Annotated in this window: 18 protein-coding genes and 1 pseudogene; 13 read left to right on the forward strand and 6 right to left on the reverse strand. The window is 68.5% G+C overall.

The genetic code is table 11. The annotated features are described in order from the left end of the window. Positions 1-357 precede the first annotated feature (357 nt). Together AC3ANP_RS02425 and AC3ANP_RS02430 are read left to right on the forward strand one after the other, a co-directional pair. Positions 358-2874 carry a molybdopterin oxidoreductase family protein gene (locus tag AC3ANP_RS02425; protein WP_488331771.1) on the forward strand — a complete coding sequence of 839 codons (2517 nt, stop codon included), beginning with the start codon at positions 358-360 and terminating at the stop codon, positions 2872-2874. Then, on the forward strand, positions 2871-3332 hold the full coding sequence (locus tag AC3ANP_RS02430) for a hypothetical protein (protein ID WP_488331772.1): 462 nt from the start codon (positions 2871-2873) through the stop codon (positions 3330-3332). Before AC3ANP_RS02425 ends, AC3ANP_RS02430 begins: the two co-directional genes overlap by 4 nt. A 12-nt stretch (positions 3333-3344) precedes the next feature. On the opposite strand, the gene AC3ANP_RS02435 is transcribed toward AC3ANP_RS02430, so the two are convergent. Together AC3ANP_RS02435 and AC3ANP_RS02440 are read right to left on the reverse strand one after the other, a co-directional pair. After that, on the reverse strand, positions 3345-3743 hold the full coding sequence (locus tag AC3ANP_RS02435; protein WP_488331773.1) for a low affinity iron permease family protein: 399 nt from the start codon (positions 3741-3743) through the stop codon (positions 3345-3347). A gap of 39 nt (positions 3744-3782) precedes the next feature. Continuing rightward, a complete protein-coding gene (locus AC3ANP_RS02440) occupies positions 3783-5141 on the reverse strand; it encodes an ABC transporter substrate-binding protein (RefSeq protein WP_488331774.1) in 1359 nt (452 codons plus the stop codon). A gap of 197 nt (positions 5142-5338) precedes the next feature. On the opposite strand from AC3ANP_RS02440, the gene AC3ANP_RS02445 reads away from it, so the two are divergent. The 4 genes from AC3ANP_RS02445 to AC3ANP_RS02460 all read left to right on the forward strand — a co-directional run bounded on the left by AC3ANP_RS02445 (position 5339) and on the right by AC3ANP_RS02460 (position 9263). Further along, positions 5339-6301, forward strand: a complete 963-nt coding sequence (locus AC3ANP_RS02445) for a carbohydrate ABC transporter permease (RefSeq protein ID WP_488331775.1) — start codon at positions 5339-5341, stop codon at positions 6299-6301. Beyond that, positions 6301-7257, forward strand: a complete 957-nt coding sequence (locus AC3ANP_RS02450) for a carbohydrate ABC transporter permease (RefSeq protein WP_488331776.1) — start codon at positions 6301-6303, stop codon at positions 7255-7257. The genes AC3ANP_RS02445 and AC3ANP_RS02450 overlap by 1 nt, the downstream gene beginning before the upstream one ends. Before the next feature lie 106 nt (positions 7258-7363). Next, positions 7364-8311, forward strand: a complete 948-nt coding sequence (locus AC3ANP_RS02455) for an SRPBCC family protein (protein WP_488331777.1) — start codon at positions 7364-7366, stop codon at positions 8309-8311. Between the two features lie 121 nt (positions 8312-8432). Next, positions 8433-9263, forward strand: a complete 831-nt coding sequence (locus tag AC3ANP_RS02460) for a DUF2382 domain-containing protein (protein ID WP_488331778.1) — start codon at positions 8433-8435, stop codon at positions 9261-9263. Between the two features lie 156 nt (positions 9264-9419). On the opposite strand, the gene AC3ANP_RS02465 is transcribed toward AC3ANP_RS02460, so the two are convergent. Continuing rightward, entirely contained in the window at positions 9420-10067 is a 648-nt protein-coding gene (locus AC3ANP_RS02465) for an ArsR/SmtB family transcription factor (RefSeq protein WP_488331779.1), read from the reverse strand. Between the two features lie 210 nt (positions 10068-10277). On the opposite strand from AC3ANP_RS02465, the pseudogene AC3ANP_RS02470 reads away from it, so the two are divergent. Beyond that, positions 10278-11318 (forward strand): annotated as a pseudogene (locus AC3ANP_RS02470) (MFS transporter); the annotation flags it as partial. Between the two features lie 114 nt (positions 11319-11432). Here the strand turns inward: AC3ANP_RS02470 and AC3ANP_RS02475 are convergent. Then, positions 11433-13067: a DUF7059 domain-containing protein gene (locus AC3ANP_RS02475; RefSeq protein WP_488331780.1), complete on the reverse strand. Its 1635-nt coding sequence runs from the start codon at positions 13065-13067 to the stop codon at positions 11433-11435. Between the two features lie 37 nt (positions 13068-13104). After that, the gene (locus AC3ANP_RS02480) at positions 13105-13863 is read right to left on the reverse strand and encodes a MerR family transcriptional regulator (RefSeq protein ID WP_488331781.1); all 759 of its coding nucleotides are present in this window, start codon (positions 13861-13863) and stop codon (positions 13105-13107) included. Positions 13864-14182: 319 nt separating this feature from the next. Between AC3ANP_RS02480 and srmL the strand changes: the two genes are divergently transcribed. The 4 genes from srmL (at position 14183) to AC3ANP_RS02500 (ending at position 17067) form a co-directional block, all read left to right on the forward strand. Further along, positions 14183-15340, forward strand: a complete 1158-nt coding sequence (srmL, locus tag AC3ANP_RS02485; RefSeq protein ID WP_488331782.1) for a PheS-related mystery ligase SrmL — start codon at positions 14183-14185, stop codon at positions 15338-15340. A 61-nt stretch (positions 15341-15401) separates the two neighbouring features. After that, positions 15402-15857 (forward strand): DUF6023 family protein, encoded by a 456-nt coding sequence (locus AC3ANP_RS02490; protein WP_488331783.1) that lies wholly within the window; start codon positions 15402-15404, stop codon positions 15855-15857. A gap of 35 nt (positions 15858-15892) precedes the next feature. Next, positions 15893-16447 carry a hypothetical protein gene (locus AC3ANP_RS02495; protein WP_488331784.1) on the forward strand — a complete coding sequence of 185 codons (555 nt, stop codon included), beginning with the start codon at positions 15893-15895 and terminating at the stop codon, positions 16445-16447. An 80-nt stretch (positions 16448-16527) separates the two neighbouring features. Then, positions 16528-17067, forward strand: coding sequence for a DUF6023 family protein (locus tag AC3ANP_RS02500; RefSeq protein ID WP_488331785.1), 540 nt, complete (start codon positions 16528-16530; stop codon positions 17065-17067). Between the two features lie 13 nt (positions 17068-17080). On the opposite strand, the gene trhO is transcribed toward AC3ANP_RS02500, so the two are convergent. After that, positions 17081-17974 carry an oxygen-dependent tRNA uridine(34) hydroxylase TrhO gene (trhO, locus tag AC3ANP_RS02505; protein WP_488331786.1) on the reverse strand — a complete coding sequence of 298 codons (894 nt, stop codon included), beginning with the start codon at positions 17972-17974 and terminating at the stop codon, positions 17081-17083. An 84-nt stretch (positions 17975-18058) separates the two neighbouring features. Here trhO and AC3ANP_RS02510 point away from each other — a divergent pair, with 84 nt between their 5' ends. Both AC3ANP_RS02510 and AC3ANP_RS02515 read left to right on the forward strand, forming a co-directional pair. Further along, positions 18059-18751 (forward strand): GNAT family N-acetyltransferase, encoded by a 693-nt coding sequence (locus AC3ANP_RS02510; protein ID WP_488331787.1) that lies wholly within the window; start codon positions 18059-18061, stop codon positions 18749-18751. Between the two features lie 76 nt (positions 18752-18827). Continuing rightward, positions 18828-21323, forward strand: a complete 2496-nt coding sequence (locus AC3ANP_RS02515; RefSeq protein ID WP_488331788.1) for a DEAD/DEAH box helicase — start codon at positions 18828-18830, stop codon at positions 21321-21323. Positions 21324-21357: the final 34 nt, after the last annotated feature.

A 21357-nucleotide genomic window follows, 5' to 3' on the forward strand; every position in this document is an offset into this window, starting at 1 on the left:
CCCCGAAAACCCTGCGGCTCCGCCGTTCGTTTTGGCTGCTGCTGCCACCGCTGCCGATCTGGAAAGACGCTTTTGGTCATCGTACATTCGTTGCATCGAGCAACCCCTCCCGGTGCTACCTCCACCCAGCAGCCGGCGGCGGATGCTTTGCTTCTCGGGGGTGTTGCCTGCGGCCGCCACTCCCTTTGCGGGGCATTTGTTCCCGGGCTGGTGCCAGCGCCCAGGAGCACCGCCGGGTAGCGCACCGGGCCCGGGTATTTTTGGGCGAGGGACCCTGTACGGCGGGTCCGCTTGCTGATACACCTTGACGCGGGCAACGATCCGTCGGCCGGGCCCGGCCGGAATGGGAGGACGACCATGGTGGACCGCATTGCCGAGATCTGGGGCGCGAGGACCCCTTATCAGCGGGACGGGCTGTGGCCGGTGCGGGTCGACCAGGCCATGGCCGAAGGCGTTCCCGAGTCCGACGTGGACCGCTGGGTGCAGTCCGCGTGCGTGCTCTGCAGCAACGGCTGCGCCTGCGACATCGCGGTCAAGGACGGCGCGATGGTCGGCATCCGCGGCCGCGCCGGAGATCTGGTGAACCACGGGCGGCTGGGACCGAAGGGACTGTTCGCCAGCTGGCAGGGTGTTGCGCACCGGGACCGGCTCACGCGGCCGATGATCCGGGTGGACGGCCGGCTGGTCGAATGCGACTGGGACACGGCCATGACCCGGATCACCGAACGGAGCCGTGAGTTGCTGCGGGAGCGCGGTCCCCTGAGCCACGGGTTCTACACCAGCGGGCAGCTCTTTTTGGAGGAATACTATGCCTTGGCCATCATCGGCAAAGCGGGCGTCGGGACCCCGCATATGGATGGCAACACCCGCCTGTGCACCGCCACCGCAGCAGCGGCGCTGAAGGAAACCTTCGGCGCCGACGGCCAGCCCGGGTCGTACACGGACATCGACAGCTGCGACGCGATCTTCCTGTACGGACACAACATGGCCGAAACCCAGACCGTGCTGTGGTCCAGGGTGCTGGACCGCCTTGCCGGACCGGACCGGCCGAAGGTGGTCTGCATCGACCCGCGGGAGACGGAGGTGGCCCGGTACGCGGACGTCCACCTCGCCGTCCGGCCCGGGACCAACCTCGCCCTGATGAATGCCCTGGTCCACGAGGTCCTGGCGAACCGCTGGCTGGACGAGGAGTACCTGAAGGCGCACACGGTGGGCCTTGAACAGCTCCGGGCGACCGTCCAGCCGTGGACCGCGGAGGCCGCCGCCGGGGTCTGCGACGTCAGCGCGGCGGACATCAGGGAGGCGGCCCGCATCTTCGGGACGTCGGGGCGGGTGCTGTCCACCGTGCTGCAGGGTTTTTACCAGTCCGCGCAGGCCACCGCCGCCTCCTGCCAGGTCAACAACCTGCACCTGTTGCGCGGGCTGATCGGCCAGCCGGGCTGCGGAATCCTGCAGATGAACGGGCAGCCGACGGCGCAGAACAACCGTGAGTGTGGCGCGGACGGCGATCTTCCCGGCTTCCGGAACTGGGAGAACCCGGAACACATCCAGGAACTGGCTGACCTCTGGGATGTCGATCCGCTGACCATCCCGCACTGGGCGGCGCCGACGCACGCGATGCAGATTTTCCGCTACGCCGAGCAGGGCTCCATCGAGTTCCTCTGGATTTCGGCGACCAACCCGGCCGTTTCGATGCCGGACCTCCCCCGGATCCGCGGCATCCTGGCCAAGCCGGAACTCTTCGTGGTGGTGCAGGACCTGTACCTGACGGAGACAGCGCTGGCCGCCGACGTCGTCTTGCCCGCTGCGGGCTGGGGCGAGAAGACCGGCACCTTCACCAACGTCAACCGCACCGTCCATCTCTCGGACAAAGCGGTGGAACCCCCCGGGGAGGCGCGCAGCGACCTGGACATTTTCCTGGATTACTCACAGCGGATGGGCTTCACGACCCTGGAGGGCGGCCCGCTGCTGGACTGGACCGGCCCCGAGGACGGCTTCAACGCCTGGCGCGAATGCTCCCGCGGGCGGCCCTGCGACTACAGCGGCATGAGCTATGACCGGCTGCGCGGCGGCAGCGGCATCCCGTGGCCCTGCAATGAGCAGAACCCGGACGGACGGGTCCGGCTCTATGCCGACGGGGTTTTCCCCACCGACCCGGACTACTGCGAAAGCTACGGGCACGATCTGCTGACCGGCGCCAGCGTGGGCGCGGAAGCCTTCCGCGCCGGCGTCCCGGCCGGCCGGGCGATCCTCAAAACCGCCGATTACTCCCCGCCGCATGAGGAACCGGACGGCCGCTACCCGCTGCGTTACACCACGGGACGGACGGCCTACCATTTCCACACCCGCACCAAGACCGGCAGGTCCCGTCCCCTGACGCGGGCCGCGCCGAGCGCCTGGGTGGAACTCGCGCCGGTCGACGCCGAACGGCTGGGCATCGCCGAAGGCGACCTGGTCCGGGTCACCTCACGGCGGGGCCGGATCGAGGTCCCGGCGCGCGTCAGCGACATCCGCGCCGGCACCGTCTTCGCCCCGTTCCACTACGGCTACTGGGACGGGAACGGCACGCCCGGGGAGCACCCCACGGCCGCCAACGAACTCACCCTCACCGAATGGGACCCGGTGTCCAAACAGCCGGTGTTCAAGAACGCCGCCGTGCAGGTGGAAAAGATCGCCGACGGCGCCGGCCCGGCCCCGGCGCCGACCACAACGGCGTCCCGTCCGGCCCGGTCGCGCACGACGGCGGTCCCGCCCACCCGGGGCGGCAGCGCCGCTGAAGCGACGGAACGTCTCGATGCGGCGCCACCTCCCCGTTTTCCCGAGGCAATCAACGCCGGCGCGGCCGCCGGCAACGGACAGGAGCATCGGGCATGAATCTGAGCATCTACCTGGGTATGCTGCACCAGGCCGAGGTCACCTTGGCGGCGTCGTTCCGGCAGGTGGCAGACGGCCACGGCGCCGAACCGGACGTGCATTTCCTCTGCCATACCCTGGCGCTGCAGTGCGAGGAGCACAGCAGGCTGCTGCTTCCAGTGGTCCAGCGCTACGGCGAGGACCCTTCCGACAACGAACCCGAACGGCTGCATGCCGAGGGGCTGTCCAGCACCCGGCAGGGCCCGGTGGGGCTGCTGCGGGACCTGCAGGACCTGTATCTGCTGGCGAGCCTGGTCGACGTGACCTGGACCATGGTCAAGCAGGCGGGCTCAGCCCTGCGCGACCGCGAACTCCTGGCCGTGGTCTCCCGGTGCGACGGCGAAACCGCTGTGCAGTTGCGCTGGCTGCAGACCCGGATGAAGCAGGCCGCGCCGCAGGCCCTGGTCGTGGCGCGCTAGACGGATTGACAGCTAGGCACTCCCGCCGTCGCCACCGGCGTCGTCTTGGATCCGTTGGCGTTGCCGTTCGATTTCTTTTTCGCCTTCGTTCTCGGCGTCATACAGCTTGGCGTTGCTGACCTGGAGCTCAAGCATAAGGGCGTCGAGCTTCAGGTGCAGGGCAGCGGTGTCCCGGTTCTGCGTGTTCTGGATGATGAACACCATCAGAAACGTGACAATGGTGGTTCCGGTGTTGATCACCAACTGCCAGGTGTCCGAGAACCCCAGCACCGGCCCGGTGCACGCCCAGATGATCAGCGCGGCCACCGCCGCGATGAAAACCCAGGCGTGGCCGAGGACCTTCGCTGTCCGGGTGGTGAACCGGGTGAAGATGTCGGGCCGGTCGTCGTTAGCTTTTCCGGGTCGCGTCACTTCCTGCCTGCTTTCCTTCATGCCGGACCCGCTGGCTCATCAGGAGCCCGCTTGGTCAAACGCCCGCTTGGCCGCAGCCTGGGCATCGGCGAGGGCCTTGTCCGGGGCTTTGGTGCCCAGCAGCGCCGAGGCAACCGCGTTGTTCAGTTCCGTCTTGATCGTCTGGCCGGCGGGTGACGCTCCGAGGCTCTTCCCGGACGGAAGAACGTCGTAGTAGGTCTGGATGGCCTTGTCGAACCCCTCGTTGCCGCTGGGCTTGACGTACTTGTCGCGGATAATTTTGTCAGCGGAGGGGGAACCGGTAAAGAGGCCGGTGTTGATCCCGCCCGGCGTGCCCGCAATCTTGTCGGCCCGGGCCGCGCCTGCCGCGGACCAGGCGTCGTCGGTCACCAGCGAGGTCATCCAGGCGCACGCGGCGTCGGCATTCTTGGCTCCGGCGGGGATCACGAACGACGTGCCTCCGGCGACGGTCAGCGGCTTGCCGTCCTTGCCCTTGAACGGCGTCGCCGAAATGTTGAGGGTCTGCGAGTAGGGGGCCAGGACGTTCACATACCACTGGGCATTGACCTGCGCGCCGACCTGGTTCTTCACGAACTGGTTTTGCTTCCCGAACGTGTCGAACGAATCCGAGAAGCTCTTGGCCTTGGCATAGCCGCCCTGGGCGTCGTAGATCTGCTTCAAAAAGGACAAGGCCCCGACGTTGGCCGGGTCGTCAAGGGCCGGAGCGCCTTTGTCGTCCATCAACCGGCCGCCCTGGCCCAGGATCCATAGCTCGGCCTGGCCGCCGGCGACCGGGTCAAACCCGAGGGTCGCCGGATTCCCGCCGTCGGCCTTGGAAGCCTTGGCCACGGCCGCAAGCAGCTTGGCCTGGTCCGAAGTGTCGATATCCGCCGGGGACACGCCTGCCGGCTGCAGGACGTTCTGGTTGAGGATGATGGCTGCCGGCTGGTAAAACTGCGGAACGGCCCACACCTTGTCCTGATACCTCACCTGCTGGGTGACCGCCGGGTAGAACTGCTTGGCGGGATCCATGTCATGGGCCTTGAAGCAGCCGTCCAACGGCTTGATCAGCCCCTGGGCGGCGTAGGTGGCGACAAAAGCCCGGTCCATTTGCACCACATCCGGCACCTCACCGCTGGCAGCCCGGGTGGTGAACTTCTGCGCGTCGAAAGGCGTCTGGTCCATCGTGACTTTGACGCCGGAAAGCTGTGACTGGGCGTACTGCAGGCGGGCCTTGCCGACGTCGTCGGCGTTGTCGAAGGCCCAGGCGGTCATGGTCCCGCTCGCATCCTTCTTGAAATCCGCCGTCGCGGCGGGGCTGGCAGCGCCGCCCCCGCAGGCCGTGAGCCCTAGTACCGCCAAGGCCAGGACCGCAACACTCTTCTCCCGGACGCGCATCCGCATTCTCCCTTTCCCCAATGACTCCGTGGTCCGCAGGCCCTCGGCCAATCGCACTTTAACTGTCAAACTGTAAGTAAGCTTGCTAAATCGAAAGCTAGCCGAAGCCGTGGGGGGAAAGCAAGGGCGCGCCGGACCAGGCGCACCCCGTCCTGCGGCAGGCTACGCTGCAACTGTCGCAACGATCGGGGGCCCGAGTGGGAGTCAAGTCTTCAGGAAACGCCTCGCGCGGACCGGGCGCCAGGAAACGGCCCGCCCGGAACAAGTACAACCGGCGTGAAGCGCTGGCCGGCTACCTGTTCATCTCCCCCTGGATCATCGGCTTCGTCGTGTTCATGCTCGGCGCGATGGCGTACAGCCTGGTTATCTCGTTTAGCCGCTACAACCTTGCGACGAACGTTGCCCGGCCGGCGGGCACGACGAACTACCAGCTCCTTTTCGCGGACCCCAAGGTGGCATCGTCATTGGCCAACACGCTGTTCTACGCGGTGATGGCCGTGCCCCTGGAGATCTGTGTGGCCCTGGGCCTCGCACTCCTGCTCAACCGGGTAGGACGGGGAGCCGGCTTCTTCCGCACGGTGTACTACCTTCCCAAGATGACGCCGTCGGTTGCGACCGCCGCGGTGTTCCTGCTGCTGCTGAACGGCAACACCGGTGCGATCAATCAGGCGCTGGGATTCTTCGGCATTTCCGGTCCGCAGTGGCTGATTGATCCGGCGTGGGTGAAACCCTCGATTGTCCTGATGACTCTCTGGGGCGTCAGCGGCACCATGGTCATTTTCCTCGCGGCACTCAAGAGCGTGCCGAAGGAGCTTTACGAGGTCGCCTCCCTTGACGGCGCCGGCCCCGTCCGCAAGTTCTTTTACATCACGGTCCCGATGATTTCCGGCGCCTTGTTCTTCAACGTGATCGTGCTGACGATCGCAGCGCTGCAGGTCTTCGACCAGGCCTACCTGCTCTTCTGGCGGGACCAGACGAGCACGTCTCCCGAAGCGTCATTGTTTTACGGCATCTACCTGTTCCAGCAGGCGTTCCGCGAGTTCAACTTCGGCTTCGCCGCGGCCATGGCCTGGGTCCTGTTCGTCTTGATCCTGCTGATCAGCCTGGTCCAGGTCAGGGTAGGAAACCGGTTCGTCTACTACGAGGGGGACAAACGCTGATGGCAACCACTGGCACCCAAGCTGCCGGCGCCGCATCGCCAGGCGCCCACCAGCAGGCACCCGAATCGGAAAACCAGCCCGCCAGCGCCCGGCGGCGGCGAGCTTCCCTGCCGCCCCGGGCAAAGGCCGCCTGCGTGGTGCTGTGGACGGCGTTGATTGCCGTCAGCGCCGCGTTTCTCTACCCGCTGGTGTGGCTCATTGCCGCCAGCCTTAAGCCGCGCTCCGAGGTCTTTGACAACGCACTGATCCCCCGCACCTTTACGCCGCAGAACTACCTGCAGGTGTGGGACCAGCTGCCGCTGGTGCACTGGGTGACAAACAGCTTCCTGATCGCCGTACTGGCGGCGTCGCTGGTGACCGTCTCCAGCGCCATGGTGGCGTTCGGCTTCGCCTATTTCCGGTTTCCCGGGAGGAATATTCTCTTCGGACTTGTCCTGGCCACGATGATGCTGCCCGGCGCAGTGACCATGGTCCCGCAATACCTGATCTGGAAGAACCTGGGGGTGCTCGGGACCTGGATCCCCCTGTTCGGGATGAACCTGTTCGGTTCAGCGTTCTACATCTTTTTGCAACGGCAGTTCTTTCTCGGGCTGCCCCGGGAACTGTTCGAGGCGGCGCGCATCGACGGCGCCAGCTACTTCGGACTCTTCCGGCGGATCGCCCTGCCGCTGTCGATCCCTTCGCTGGTGGTGATCTTCATCTTCGAGTTCCAGGCCAGCTGGAACAACCTGCAGTCCGCCCTGATCTATCTGAACGCCGGATCGGTGGAAGGCTTTACGGCACCTCTCGGCATCGCCTATGCCATGACGAAGTACAGCCCCACCAACGGCGGCCAGGGCGACTACCAGTACGTGATGGTCGCCACCCTGCTCATCACCCTGCCGATGCTCATCCTGTTCGCCTTCGGACAACGGCACTTCATCGAGGGGGTCGCCACGGAAGGGCGTAAAGGCTGACCGACGCCTCCGATCCCCTCTGGCCAGCGACGGCGTCTCCCGATACAGTAAGCCTACTGATGATTTTCATCCAGCCGGTTCTGTCCCAAACCAAAAGGAGACATCTATGAGCACCAACGTTGAAAAGCGCATCCTGGTCAACGTCCCCGTGAGTGTGGCCTATAACCAGTGGACCCAGTTCGAGGACTTCCCGCAGTTCATGGGCGGCGTGAAAAGCGTGAAGCAGCTCAGCGACGACCGCCTCGAATGGACCGCAGAAATCGCTGGCGTCCGGCGGCAGTGGCAGGCCAGGATTGTGGAACAGGTCCCCGACCAGAAGGTGTCCTGGGCGGCCACCGAGGGCGCGACAAATGCCGGCGCCGTGACTTTTGAAGACCTGGGCGGCGGCCAGACCTCAGTACAGCTGACACTCGAATACGAGCCCGAGGGAATGGTGGAAAAGGTCGGCGACAAGCTGAACGTGGTGGAGAAACAGGCGGAGAACGACCTCAACCGCTTCAAGGAGTTCATCGAGGACGCCGGCTACGCATCCGGAGCATGGCGCGGAACCGTCGGCGAAGGCTCCGCCAACGGCTCGCCGGGCGTTGACGACGCCGCGGCATCACGGGGCGACAGCGGAAAGGCGGGCGTCTCCGGGAAGCTGATAGCCGGCGTCGGGGTGGCCGCCGCGGCGGCCGTCGGGCTCGCCGCTGCCTCCGGCCGCAAGGACGACACCGACGCCGCGCCCGCAGGCCCGGTCCAAACCCCTCCGGTAACGCCCCGCACGACGCCTCCGACGACCATTCCACCCACCGGCACCGCGGGAAGCGTCTTCCCCGGCGAAGGGCTCGAGCAGGGCCGCGGACCGGGCGCGAGCGGGACCGTCCCCGCCGGCTCCGCCGCCGACCGGCCCGATGCTGCTCCCTTCGACCAGACGAATGGCCTGGTTGACACCGAAGGCGACTCGGACGGGACCGCCGCGAGCGACACCGCCAGCGCGGCAGAGCGCGAGGCAGGTACCAAGCGCGTTTCCGACACCCTGCCTCCGGCCGGCGGAAGCCTCGGCCAGCACTAGGCAAAAAATTCATAAGTATGCTTGCCAAGAATGTACTAAGCATGCTTATGGTTAATCCGGAGGCCCCGCAGTAAAGCCTTCATTCCATCGCAGAATCAGATTGCAACTCCAAGGAGACACCATGATCGCCAAGGAACACATCGACGAGCTGCTGAACCGCAACGGCCACATTCTTTCCACCGACGGCGACAAGATCGGGTCCATCGGACAGGTCTACGCCGACGACGAGACCGGCCAGCCCAGCTGGGTGACCGCCAAGACCGGCCTGTTCGGGACATCGGAAAGCTTTGTCCCGCTGGAAGGCGCCCAGGTCCGGGGAGACGACCTCGTCGTCCCCTACCCCAAGAACCTGGTTAAGGACGCGCCGCGGGTGGACGTGGACGGCCACCTGGAACCGTCGGAGGAGGACCGCCTCTACCAGCACTACCAGCTCGGCGGCGGCGTCCGGACGTACACGGAGGCCACCGACGACCGTGACAGGGGGGTGGCCGACTCCGGCCGCACGGACAGCCGGACGGCGGCCGGCACCACCTCCGGCCGTGACACCGTCGGGCATGACACCTCCGGCCCCACCACGGACGACGCCATGACCCGCTCCGAGGAACGCCTCAACGTGGGCACCGAAAAGCAGGAGGTGGGCCGGGCCCGGCTGCGCAAGTACGTGACCACCGAAAACGTCACCCAGACTGTCCCGGTGCAGCGCGAGGAAGTCCGGCTTGAGCGCGAACCCATCACCGAAGGCAACCGGGGCCAGGCCATGTCCGGACAGGACATCAGCGAGGAGGAACACGAGGTGGTCCTGCACGAGGAACGCCCCGTCGTGGACAAGGAGACCGTGCCGGTCGAACGCGTCCGCCTCGGCACGGAAACCGTCACCGACGAGGCGACCGTCGAGGAGGAAGTCCGCAAGGAACACATCGACACGGACGACGCCGGGGGCACCCGCCGCTAGGCCGCTCGCGGCGGGACAGCCGCGAACCCTGGACAAGGGCCGGGGCGGGGACGCAATCCCCGCCCCGGCCTTTCCGTGCCATATTTCCGCCCGGCGCTGGTCCCGCACGGCGTTCTGTCCGCCACCCGCGGCGGGCAGCGCGGGCCGCCCCACACCTTAGCCGGCAGCTCCCGGGCCCCGGTCGTCCGGGATCAGGGACCACATGGTGGCCACCCGCTGGGCACCTTCCGGGATGCGGTCCGGATCCTCGAGTTCGTAGTCCTTGAGCAGGTCGAACAGCCGCTCGTTCAGTTCTGCTCGCTGCGCCGGCGTCAGGTACAACAGATTGCTCGCCAGCACGACCGAGGACGGCGCTTCGCCGGCCTCCCCGCGCTGGCGCCGCTCATCCCTGCTTCGGGCGTAGGCCCTGACCCGCCGGCGGTAGGCGTCCAACTCAAGGTCCAGCACCGCAAACTCCGGACTGGCCGCCCCGCCCCCGGAATTGATGGCGAAATCGGTACCGGCAGCCTTCCACCGGCGCTCCCTGGCATCCCCCGCGGTGGCGGCCGGCACCACAATGCCCCACTTCTGCAAGGCCCGCAGGTGATAGCTCATGGCGCTCGGCGTCAGGCCGGTCTGGGCGGCCAACTCGGTGGCAGTGCGGCTGACCTGGGTCGAATACAGCTCCGAGATGACCTCCAGCCGCGCGGCGTGCGCCAGCGCCCGGATCGCCTTGGGATCGGTGATCTCCACCTTTTGTTCCAGCCGGCCCCGGCGCCGTGGGGAAGCCGGAGCCGCGTCCGGCGTCGGGTTGTCTGCATTCACGGTTCCAGTCTAGCCGCGGGACCCAAACTATGAAAGAAATGCTTGACACTGGGCGGACAGGCCGTTAACTTCCCTATTATGAAGCATTCATTTCATAGCTCGTCCGGTTCCGCGGCCGGTTTCCCGCTCTGGCGCCAGCGCGACTTCCTGCTCGCCAGCAGCTCCCGCTTCCTCGGCACCGCGGGGATGGGCGCCGTCGTTGTGAGCGTGATGCTGCGCCTGCAGGAGGAGTCCCCGGACGCCGCGGGGCCGTGGCTTGTGGCCGCCTACCTGCTGTGTTCGGCCTTGCCGCTGGTTCTGCTTGCGCCGTGGGCCGGCCGGCTGGCCGACACCCGCGATTCGCGCACGCTTGCGACGGCGGCTTCGGCCGTGAGCGCACTGGCCGTCACGGGTATGGGGCTGGGCCTGCACTTTCTCGACAACCCGGTTCCGGCGCTGTTCGCCATGACGTTCCTGCTCGACGCGGCGCAGGCCGTGGCGGGTCCGGTCTGGCAGGCCCTGCTTCCGCGGATTGTCGGGGAGGAGCGGACGCCGCGGGCGATGGGCACCATGCAGGCCACCATCATGATCGCCGGAATGGCCGGTCCTGCCGCCGGCGGCGTGCTGACCGGGTGGGGCGGCTCCGGGCTGGTGTTCGGCGCCGCCGGCGGCTGCTACCTGGCCATGGGCGTCGGGGCCAAGCTGATCCGGGCCCGCCGCGGAACGGCCGCCGAACGGGCGGGCCGCGAGGCACCGCAGCTGCTGGACGGGCTCCGGCTGATCCGGCGGGACAGCCTGGTGTGGGCGTTGGTGCTCGGCGCCCTGTTCTTTATCGTGCTGGGCGAGGCCACCAATGTGCTGGAAGTCTTTCTGGCCAGGCAGGAACTGGGCGCCACCGAGGCCGAGTACGGACTGCTGGCGGCGGCCTTCGGACTGGGCATGGCGGCCGGCGCTGCCCTCGCGGGCCGGCTCAGCACGTCCGCGGCCCGGCTGCAGGTGCTCTGCGCTTCGATGGTCCTGACCTCGGCGTTCCTGGCGGTCATGGCGCTGGTCCCCAACGTGGGCTGGCTGTTTGTGGCCTACACCGCGCTGGGCCTCGCCTGCGGGTCCCTTAACGCGTGCTTTGGCGCGATCGTCATGTTGCGGATCCCCGAAGGCAGCCGCGGCCAGGGGATGGCCATCATCGGGGGCATGACGCGTGCTGTCTCCATTGCCGCGCTGGCTCTGGGCGGATTGCTGGGCGCCCTGTTGCCGGTCCGGGTGGGCTTCCTGCTCACGGGCGCCGGCGGCGTGCTCGTGGCCCTGGCGTTCGCCGCGCGGATGCTGCCCCGTTTTGCCCGAAGAGGCCTCCAGACCCTTCCCGAAGCGTGTGCGGTACTCCCGGGTTCAGGCGGGGAGCAGGAAACCGTCGCGCACCAGGTTGCCGACGTCGTCAAGCAGCACCCGGCGGAAACTGCCGCCGTCGTAGCCATCGAAGCCGCCCAACAGGGCATCAAGGGCCCCGATGATCTGCCCGACGGTGAGCTCGCCGTCGCAGGCTGAGACGAACCCGGCCAGCTCCGTGCTCAGCAGGTTCGTGCGCCGCAGCCCGGCGCCCTGGCGGAGCAGGATGACGCCGGGGTGCTCGGCACCGGGCCGCTGGTGGCGCTCTTCGGTGACGTCGTCGGCGACGAGCAAGTGTGCGGCTTCCAGGTCGTGGGCCGCCAGCCAGTCCGCCCGCTCGACGGCGGCGGCCAGGTGCGGCCCGACGGGTTGTTCGATGGGATAGGTGATTTCCTCGAAGCGGGAGATTACCGGGGCGGCGCCGTGGGCAGGCCGCCGGAGCCAGATCATGCCGAAGCCGATGCCGTCCACGTTCCGGGCAGCAAAGTCGTCCAGGTAGGCGGCGTACGAGTCGCGGTAGAGCTGCCGGTCACGGGCCTCGGAGGCGTCCTGCAGCCAGGTCTCGGCGTACTGTTCCGGGCCGACCTGTTCGCGCTGGATAAACCACACGTCGGTGCCAGGGGCCGCCCAGCTCCGCGGCCGGTCCGACCAGCCGGTGCCGGCGGGAATTTCCCAGTTGCCCAACAGCTGGGCGGTCCCGCCCGGTGCCAGGACCGAGGGCAGGTCCCGGACCAGGGCGGCGACGATGTCGTCGCCCGGCAGGCCGCCGTCCCGGTAGGTGAACCGGTCTGCGCCGTTCTCCCCCGCCCCTGTCCGCGGGGTAATGACGAACGGCGGGTTGGAGACCACCAGTTCGAACTCCTCCCCGGCCACGGGGGCCAGCAACGAGCCCTGCCGCAGGGTCACCCGCGAGGCCAGGTCGTCAGGATCCAGTTCCAGCGCCGCGGCGTTGAGCAGCAGGTTGAAGCGGGTGAACGCGAGCGCCCGGGCGGAGATGTCGGTGGCGGTGACATGCTCGGCGTGGTGCAGCAGGTGGAAGGTCTGGATGCCGCAGCCGGTGCCGAGGTCCAGGGCCCGCGCCACGTGCCGCCGCGCGGTGACCTGGACCAGGGTGGTGGATGCCTGGCCGATGCCCAGGACGTGGTCGCGGCGCAGCACCCCCGGGCGCTGGTGTGCTGCCAGGTCGCTGGCGACCCAGAGGTCGGCGCCCCCGCTGACGGTTCCGTCGTCTGCCTCTGCCGGGTCCCAGCCGTAGGGACGCAGGTCGGCTTTGGCCCGGATAAGTCCCTCGTCCGGCTCGACAAGTCCCAGCCGGAGCAGCCCCTGCGCCCCGAGCCGGGGCATGGCGGCGTCAACGGTCCCGGACTCCTGCGGCTCGGCCAGCAGCCAGAGCCGGACGACGGCGGCGAGCGCGGCGGTCGCCGCCCCGCGGCCTGCTGCCTCGGTGACGATCAGCGCGGGAACCAGCTGGTCCCGGGCCAGGGCTGCGTGGGCGGCATCGCCGAGCAACTCCGCGACGCCGTCGACCGTGTAGTGAATGGCAGCCAGATCAGCGGCGAGCGCCTCCAACAGGGCGGGCAGGTCGCTGCGCGGGGCGTCCGGGGTGTTGCCGGCAGTAAAAAGCGTCGAGGGAGTCACCGGACAAGTTTAGGGCGCCCGGCGCCGGCCCCGGGTGTCAGCGCAGCCGGCGCGCGTAGGCGAGCAGCGCGTCCCGGACGAAGACGGCCCCGCGCTCGCCGCCGTAGTTCGCCGCGAAGCGCGGGTCCGCCACATACATCTTGCCGAGTCCGACCAGATAGTCCGGGAGCTGGGCCCCGCCGGAAGCTGCCGGGGTGCCCGGGATGCCGGCCAGCCATTCGGCGTGCCGCCGCGCGAGGTCCTGCGCTTCCGGGCTGTCCGGCGAGGCGCCCGCCTCCGCCGCTGCGCGCCAGTCTGCGGCGAGTTGCCGGGAGCGTACCGTCCAGGCCTCCCGGTCAGCCGTGCTCATGCCCCGCCACCAGGTGTCGCCCTGGGCATAGGCGTCCTTGCCCCAGCGTTCCTGCACCTCGTCCTTGTAGTGGGTGTGGTCGAAGCCGTCGAACATGTTTTCCGCCATGATTTCCTTCCCTTCCTGTACCGCTTCGATGGTCCGTTGGACCGACGCAATCTGCCGGGCCAGCCTGTCCTGTTCCTGCTGCAGCCACTCAAGGTGGCCGGCCAGCGCCTTTTCAGCCCTGCGCTCGTGCTCCAGCACCTCGGCGACGACGGGCAGCCCCAGCCCCAGCTCCCGCAGCAGCAGGATGCGCTGAAGCCGCAGCAGGGCCGGCTGGTCGTAGTACCGGTAGCCGTTGGCTCCGGTGCGGCTGGGCTTGAGCAGTCCGACGCTGTCGTAGTGGCGGAGGGTCCGGCTGGTGGTGCCGGCGATTTTCCCGATCTGCTGTACGGACCATTCCATCTGGCCCCTCCTTCTGGCTGCTGGCATCCGGCTGCTGGCACCGTTTGTGGGCCGCTGTCTTGAGCATAAAGCTTGACGTTGCGTCAAGGTCAAGGCGTCCTGCTGGTCCGTGGCGGCTGTGGCGCCCCCGTGCTTCCGGGAGGGAACGCGCCGGCAGGCGTAGCATGGACGGATGCAGAAGCAACAGCGATTTATCAGCCCTCGGCCGCTTCCCGGCCGCACGGGCTTCATGTTGCGCGCCTAACTGCCGCCGGGGTCCGTCCGGCGCAGCGGCTGAGGGTGATCTCCCCTCCCGCCCTGGATATTAAGGACCCCCGCCATGAAGACGTACCTTGCCTTGCCCGAGTTGAACGCTGCCCTCACCCTGAGGGACCTCTCCGATCCCGCCCAGGGACCACATGCCGTCCAGCTGTTGTTGGATGAAGTGGTCGGCGGCCTGACCCGGCTCTGGGACCTTCCCGTCTCGACGCACCGCAACAGCCCGCTGGTAGCCACCGCCGACAACTATGACCGCCTGGGCTATTCGGCCGACGACGTGACCCGGGACTCGCGCTACTCCCGCCATGTGAGTCCCACGGTGATGCTGCGCAGCCACACCTCGGCCGGAGTGCCGGCGCTGCTGGACACCCTTCGCGGGGAACTCGGCTACTACGACCGGCTGCACGTGCTGCCGGGCCTGGTGTACCGGCGCGACGCGGTGGACCGGACCCACACCGGCGCACCGCACCAGCTGGATGTGTGGCGGCTGAAGGCCCGGGGGCTCCTCGGTCCCGCCGATCTGGACGCCATGATGGCAGCGGTCGTGGAGGCCGTTCTGCCCGCCGCGCAGTATCCGGACGTGCAGTGGCGGGCGACACCGGCACGGCACAGCTACACGGCACTCGGTCAGCAGCTGGACGTCCTGGTCACCGGCCCCGGCGGCGGCCAGGAGTGGCTTGAACTGGCCGAGTGCGGGCTCGTGGCGGCACAGCTCCTGCGAGCTTCCGGCCTGGACCCACGGCGCTGGGGCGGCCTCGCGCTCGGCCTCGGCCTGGACCGTGCCCTGATGCTGCGCAAGGGGATCGGCGACATCCGGCTGCTGCGCGCGGAGCATCCGGAGATCCAGGCGCAGTTGCAGGACCTCCAGCCCTACCGGCCGGTCTCGGCCATGCCTGAGGTACGGCGCGATCTGTCGTTGGTCCTTGGCTCGGCAGCGGACGCGGACGGTGAGCTGCTGGGCGACCAGGCCCGGACGGCGCTCGGAGCCGACGCCGAGCTGCTGGCCTCCCTCGAGGTCCGCGCCGTGACCGCGGCGGCGGCACTCCCGCCCGCCGCCGCCGGGCGCCTCGGGCTTCGGCCGGGCCAGGTGAATGCTCTGGTGCGGCTGGTCCTGCAGCCGCTGGACCGGACGCTGACCGACGCCGAGGCGAACCGGCTGCGGGACCGCGTCTATCTGGCGCTGCACCGGGAAAAGGTGCTGGAGCTGGCTGCCGGTTGACCGCGGAGCATGTCCAGCGGCGGGGTGGGTCCTGGGGCGGAGCACCCGGTAGGTTGGAGGCATGCTTTTCGCCTTCCCGCTGCAGCCCCGCCGGCACGCCGCCCGGCACCTCTTCGGCGCCGCCGTGGGCGCCGCCGTCGTGATTGCCGCCTCGGCCTGCTCTGCCGGCGGTTCCATCGAATCCACCGATGTGGACGCCTGGAAGGCGACCGCGTTGCCGTCCCGGAGCGGGACCGTCCTGGCGGACGCCGGCAAGATCCTCAACCGCGACCCGGTCAGCAAGGACGCTCCGGTTTCCGCCGGCAGCTACACCCTGACGATGACCTGCGACGGCGGGGGCAAGGAATTCTTCGACGTCGTCCTCGACGGCAAGCGCCTGACCGAAGCCGGCGCTGCGTGCAACGGAAGCCGCGAAACGGCACGCATCACGGTTCCGGCCGCAGGCAAACTGACGATCAGCGCCTCCAGCGTGGACGCCCCGCTTATCTTTGCCTATCAGCTGGTGCCCGCCACCTGAACCGTGCCGGCGGCCGCTGCCAGTAGGCTCTGGGCATGGTTGCTCGTTGGGGAACGCGAAGGGTCCGCTCGGTGCTGGCGTTGGCGCTGCTGGCAGCGGCGCTGTCCGGCTGTGAAGTCGCGGACGACGTCGGGCCGCCGGCTGCACTGCGAAGCCCGGCAGCCGCGCCGTCGGCCAGCAGGGCGCCGCTGCCGTCCTTCGATCCGGACGTAGCGGCCAAGGAATCCCGGAACCGCGCTGAAGTTGAGCGGGTTCTTGGAGCACCGCCGTCTGCACTGGTCAGCGGAAGCGGCGGCGGGATCGGAGGGATCGGCGGGACCGGCCTCCGTTCGTCCTTCGGCGGCCTGGATAAGGGCAGCTACGCCGTGACGGTCGCCTGCGCCGGAACGCCGAGCGCCTTCCTGGTGGTTTCCCAGGACGGCCAGCGGGACGGCGGCCGCACGGAGCTCAATTTCGAATGCGGACAGGCCGTCGAGGCCGTGGTGGACCTCGAACCCTGGCGGGCCACAGTGTCGATCTTCCCCAGTACCCGAAACCCCGGCCTAGGCGCCGCGGCGGGCTTCCGGCTGGAGCGCCGTCCGCCGCCGTAGAACCGGCGCGGACCGGCGCCGGAGCGTGCTGTCCTGCCGGGGTGCTGGTCCGGCAGGGAAGGCAGGCTTAAAGTCGGAGTATGCCCACCGCGCAGGCATCCCGGCTGCGCCGGTCACGCGGCGCAGCAGCCGCCGCGCTGGCCGCCGGTTTGGTGTGCGCTGCGGGGCTCTGCGCGTGCGAGTACCAGTACGACGACGGCCGGTCCGCCAGCACGGTGCCCTCCCCCACCGCGAGCTTTAGCGACGCCGCGCTTCCTTCGGATCCGCGCCTTAGCCAGCCGGTGAGCGGGGAGGCACTGAGCCGCTGGGTCACCGAGGCGTTGCCGGACACCCAGGGCCAGGTGTTTCACGCCGGCTCCGGGTTGCTGGGCGCCGCGGCGTCGCGCACCGAGAGCACGACGCAATTGCCGAGCGGCACGTACGCCCTCACGCTGGCCTGCCGGAGTACGCGGCGGGTGTCCTTTACCGTCGGTGACGGGAACAGCGCGCTGGTGGACTTGAGCCTGCTGTGCGGAGCCTCGCGGGTCAACGTGGTGCAGCTCGCCAAGGACACGGTGCTATCGGTCCGGATCGACTCGGTGGCGCCGGCCGATTTCGCCTACCGCGTGGTCCGGCTTTAGCCCGGCTGCCTTCTCAGCCGGCGCAGCCGCCAGGGCAGCGAAGCGTCGCCGGGTCGGAGGCACAGTCGGCGCAGTACAGGGTGAGTGTGCGGCAGCTGGGGTTCGAACAGTTCTCGAACTTGCTGGTGGGCGCCGCGCACCGGACGCACCGTCCGATGGTGGCCGCGTCCTCGCTGAACTCGAGATGCATCCGTTTATCGAACACGTACAGCGAGCCCTCCCACAGGCCCTGGTCCTTGAAGGTTTCGCCGTAGCGGACAATCCCGCCGTCGAGCTGGTAGACCTCCTTGAAGCCGCGGTTGACCATCAGGCTCGAAAGCACTTCGCAGCGGACGCCCCCGGTGCAGTAGGTCACGACCGGTTTGTCCTTCAGCGCGTCGTACTTGCCCGATTCGAGTTCCCTGATGAAGTCGTGGGTGGTCGCGACGTCGGGCACCACGGCGCCCTTGAACCTGCCGATCTGGGCCTCGAAACCGTTGCGCCCGTCGAAGAACACGACCTCGTCGCCGGCCTGCTCCTTCTGCGCGACCAGCCGGTGCAACTCCTCCGGGGCCAGATGCGTCCCGCCGCCGACGACGCCGTTCTCGTCCACTTTCAGCTCGCCGGGGGCGCCGAACGAGACGATTTCGTCGCGGACCTTGACGCTGAGGCGGGGGAAGTCCGCCGCCCCGCCGTCGGACCATTTCACATCGATGCCGCGGAAGCCCTGGTACTCGCGGGTGGTCTTCACGTACTGCTTGACGGCGCCGATCTCGCCGCCGACGGTCGCGTTGATGCCGTCCTTGGAAATAATGATCCGGCCCGTCAGGCCGAGCTTTTCGCAGAGCGCCCGCTGCCAGAGCCGGACGGCCTCCGGGTCCGGGAGCGGGGTAAAGCCGTAAAAGAGCACGATTCGATTCAAAGCCACGTCTTTAAGCCTACTGGGCGGGGCAAAACCTGCCTGCGGAACGGGCCTCTGTTGCTTGCGCCGGGGCTGGAATACGCTCGTCTCATGAGTCTTGACGCCATGGTTGGAGACACCGCGCATCTCCTCGAGCTTTGGGTTGCCGGGTGGGCTGGTTGCCGGGGTTATGAGACGCGCCGGGAGGGCCGCTTTCCGGCGGTCCTGCGGGCGGACACGACCCACGAATGGGAATATTTCGCCCATGATCCCTCGGATGCCGAATTCGCCGCACTGGCGGCCAAGACGGCCGAGGCGCCTGCCCGGATACTGACGATCCTCACCAACGACGCCGCCCGCTACACCGCCCTGGCGGAGCGGAGCGGGCTGAAGGTCACCTCGGCGTCGCAGACCATGATGGTCGTGGATATGGAAACCCAGGACTCCGAGGACCCCTGGCTGCCCGACGATGACCTGCGGTGGGTTCCTTCCGGCGCGGGCGGGTCCCATCAGGCCGTCGTGTACTCCGGGGAAGAGGTTGCCGCCAGCGGGCAGGTCTTCGTCGCCGATCACACGGCGGTGTTCGACAAGATCGTGACTGAGCCAGGCTTCCAGCGGCGGGGCCTGGGCAGCTTCATCATGCGGGCATTGGCCGCCCAGACCTTCGAGCACGACGTCGACGCCGGGCTGCTGCTGGCGTCGCTGGACGGCCAGCAGCTTTACTCGCACCTGGGCTGGACCACGGTGTGCCACGTGCTGATGCTTTCCTCCTCGGACGAGGGCGCCGACCTGTCCGTGGAGTGAGGCGGACCCGGCCTGCCCGGGGGGCGGCGTGCCCGGTGCCCGGCGGCGATTTGAGCCCGGGTGAAACAATGTTGAAGTGAATCCACACGAGTCCCTGATCCCGTTGCTGGGCCGCGGCCCGGAGCCGGAACAGTTGCGGCACGTCCGGATTATCCCGGCCCGTCAGGCCGTCAATGAGCCATGGCCGGCCTGGGTCCACCCGGATCTGACCCAGGCATACGGGGCACTCGGCATCCACGAGCCCTACCGCCACCAGGTGCAGGCGGCCGACCTGGCGCACGGGGGCGAACACGTAGTGATCGCCACCGGCACCGCCTCGGGCAAATCCCTGGCCTACCAGCTTCCGGCGCTGGACGCGGTCCACCGCTCCGAGCTGCGGGTGGCGGCCGATCCCGGCAAGATCCACGACGACGGCGCCGTCGCCCTGTACCTGTCACCGACCAAGGCCTTGGCTGCCGACCAGCTGGCCGCCATCCGGGCGCTGCAGCTCCCCACAATCCGCGCTGAAACCTATGACGGCGACACCGACCCCGCGTCCCGGCGCTGGATCCGGGACCACGCCAACGTCATCCTCGCCAACCCGGACATGCTGCACTTCGGCATCTTGCCGAACCACGCATGGTGGGCCCGGTTCTTCCGCCGGCTCCGCTACGTCATCGTCGACGAGGCGCACAGCTACCGTGGCGTGTTCGGCTCGCACGTGGCCAACCTGATGCGCCGGCTGCGACGGATCTGCGCCTACTACAGCCCCGCGGGCGGCCCCGGACCGGTATTCATTGCCGCCTCCGCCACGGCCTCGGACCCCGGAACCTCCTTCGGCCGGCTCATCGGCGCCCCGGTCCGGGCGGTGGCCGAGGACTGCTCGCCGCACGGCGCCACGACAGTGGCTTTCTGGGAGCCCGCCCTGACGGAACTCCGGGGCGAAAATGGGGCCAAGGAGCGGCGGACCGCCGTCGCCGAGACCTCGGACCTGCTGGCCAACCTGGTGTCCTCCCGGGTCCGGACCATCGCGTTCATCAAGTCCCGCCGCGGCGCCGAAACGATCGCGTCCATCACCAAACGCCTCCTCGACGAGGTGGATCCCAGCCTGCCGCAACGGGTGGCGGCCTACCGCTCCGGGTACCTGCCGGAGGAACGCCGGGCGCTGGAACGGGCGCTGCGCTCGGGCGAGCTGCTGGGCGTCTCCAGCACCTCCGCCCTGGAACTGGGCATCGACATCTCCGGCCTCGACGCGGTCCTGGTCGCCGGCTGGCCGGGGACCCGCGCATCCTTGTTCCAGCAGATCGGCCGCGCCGGGCGGGCCGGGCAGGACGCCGTCGCCGCCTTCGTAGCCAGCGACGATCCGCTGGACACCTATCTGGTCAACCACCCGGAAGCGATTTTCGACGTCTCGGTGGAGGCCACCGTCTTCGACCCGTCAAACCCGTATGTCCTGGGCCCGCACCTGTGTGCCGCCGCGGCGGAACTGCCGCTCGGCTACGCCGAACTGGACCTGTTCGGCGCCACGGCGGAGAAACTCCTGGCCCGGCTGGTGGCGCAGGGCTACCTCCGCAAGCGCCCGGCGGGCTGGTTCTGGACCCACCCGCAAAGCGCAGCCGCGATGGTGAACCTCCGGGCCGACGGCGGCGGACCGGTCAGCATTGTGGACGCGGACACCGGTTCGCTGCTTGGCACGATGGATTCTCCCCAGACCCACTACCAGGCCCACACCGGTGCAGTTTATGTCCACCAGGGTGAGAGCTACGTCGTCGAAGACCTGAACGAAGACGAGCACTGCGTCGTGGTGCGGCGGGCCAACCCGGACTACTACACGACCGCCCGCGACGTGACCCAGATCGAGGTGCGGGAGACGCTCCGCACGACCCAGTGGGGAGACGTGGCAGTGCATTTCGGCGACGTCAAGGTAACCACTCAGGTGGTCTCCTTCCAGCGCAAGGCGCTGATTTCGAACGAGATCCTCGGCGAGGAACCGTTGGAGCTGGGCGCCCGTGAGCTGTTCACCAAGGCGGTCTGGTTCGTGATGGACAACCGGTCCCTCACAGGTGCCGGCCTGATCGAGGCACAGTTTCCCGGCGCACTGCACGCGGCCGAGCACGCCGCCATCGGGTTGCTCCCGCTCGTGGCCTCCAGCGACCGCTGGGACATCGGAGGCGTCTCCACCGCCATCCACGCCGACACCGGGGTGCCAACGATCTTCGTGTACGACGGCCATCCCGGCGGTGCCGGCTTCGCCGAACGCGGTTATGACAAGGCCAAGGTGTGGCTCTCTGCGACCCGCGATGCCATCAGTGCCTGCGAGTGCGAGTCAGGCTGCCCGTCCTGCGTGCAGTCCCCCAAATGCGGCAACAAGAACAACCCGCTGGACAAGGATGCGGCGGTCCTGCTGATCGAGGTGCTGTTGACCGACGCCACGGACGCCATGGGCAGTTCCGCCGTCGGGCCCGGCGGCGCGGCCGGGCCAGCGCCGGCCGGGCCAGCGCCGGAACCCGCCACTGGCCGGAGCGCGGGGCAGGTGGCCGGCCAGGCGGCGGAGCGGCCGGCTAGTCCGGCGGCTAGTCGGGCGGGCCACTAATCGGGCGCCCCAACGGGTCCCTTTCCCCACCGTT

It is taken from the genome of Arthrobacter sp. JB02-1C (genome assembly GCF_057748045.1).

Excerpts from the sequence above, each read along its gene's own strand:
- AC3ANP_RS02440 (WP_488331774.1), bottom strand. The coding sequence starts at position 5,141 with ATGCGCGTCCGGGAGAAGAGTGTTGCGGTCCTGGCCTTGGCGGTACTA.
- AC3ANP_RS02430 (WP_488331772.1), top strand. The coding sequence starts at position 2,871 with ATGAATCTGAGCATCTACCTGGGTATGCTGCACCAGGCCGAGGTCACC.
- AC3ANP_RS02490 (WP_488331783.1), top strand. The coding sequence starts at position 15,402 with ATGCTTTTCGCCTTCCCGCTGCAGCCCCGCCGGCACGCCGCCCGGCAC.
- AC3ANP_RS02495 (WP_488331784.1), top strand. The coding sequence starts at position 15,893 with ATGGTTGCTCGTTGGGGAACGCGAAGGGTCCGCTCGGTGCTGGCGTTG.
- AC3ANP_RS02450 (WP_488331776.1), top strand. The coding sequence starts at position 6,301 with ATGGCAACCACTGGCACCCAAGCTGCCGGCGCCGCATCGCCAGGCGCC.
- AC3ANP_RS02480 (WP_488331781.1), bottom strand. The coding sequence starts at position 13,863 with ATGGAATGGTCCGTACAGCAGATCGGGAAAATCGCCGGCACCACCAGC.
- AC3ANP_RS02500 (WP_488331785.1), top strand. The coding sequence starts at position 16,528 with ATGCCCACCGCGCAGGCATCCCGGCTGCGCCGGTCACGCGGCGCAGCA.
- srmL (WP_488331782.1), top strand. The coding sequence starts at position 14,183 with ATGAAGACGTACCTTGCCTTGCCCGAGTTGAACGCTGCCCTCACCCTG.
- AC3ANP_RS02425 (WP_488331771.1), top strand. The coding sequence starts at position 358 with ATGGTGGACCGCATTGCCGAGATCTGGGGCGCGAGGACCCCTTATCAG.
- AC3ANP_RS02460 (WP_488331778.1), top strand. The coding sequence starts at position 8,433 with ATGATCGCCAAGGAACACATCGACGAGCTGCTGAACCGCAACGGCCAC.
- AC3ANP_RS02455 (WP_488331777.1), top strand. The coding sequence starts at position 7,364 with ATGAGCACCAACGTTGAAAAGCGCATCCTGGTCAACGTCCCCGTGAGT.
- AC3ANP_RS02510 (WP_488331787.1), top strand. The coding sequence starts at position 18,059 with ATGAGTCTTGACGCCATGGTTGGAGACACCGCGCATCTCCTCGAGCTT.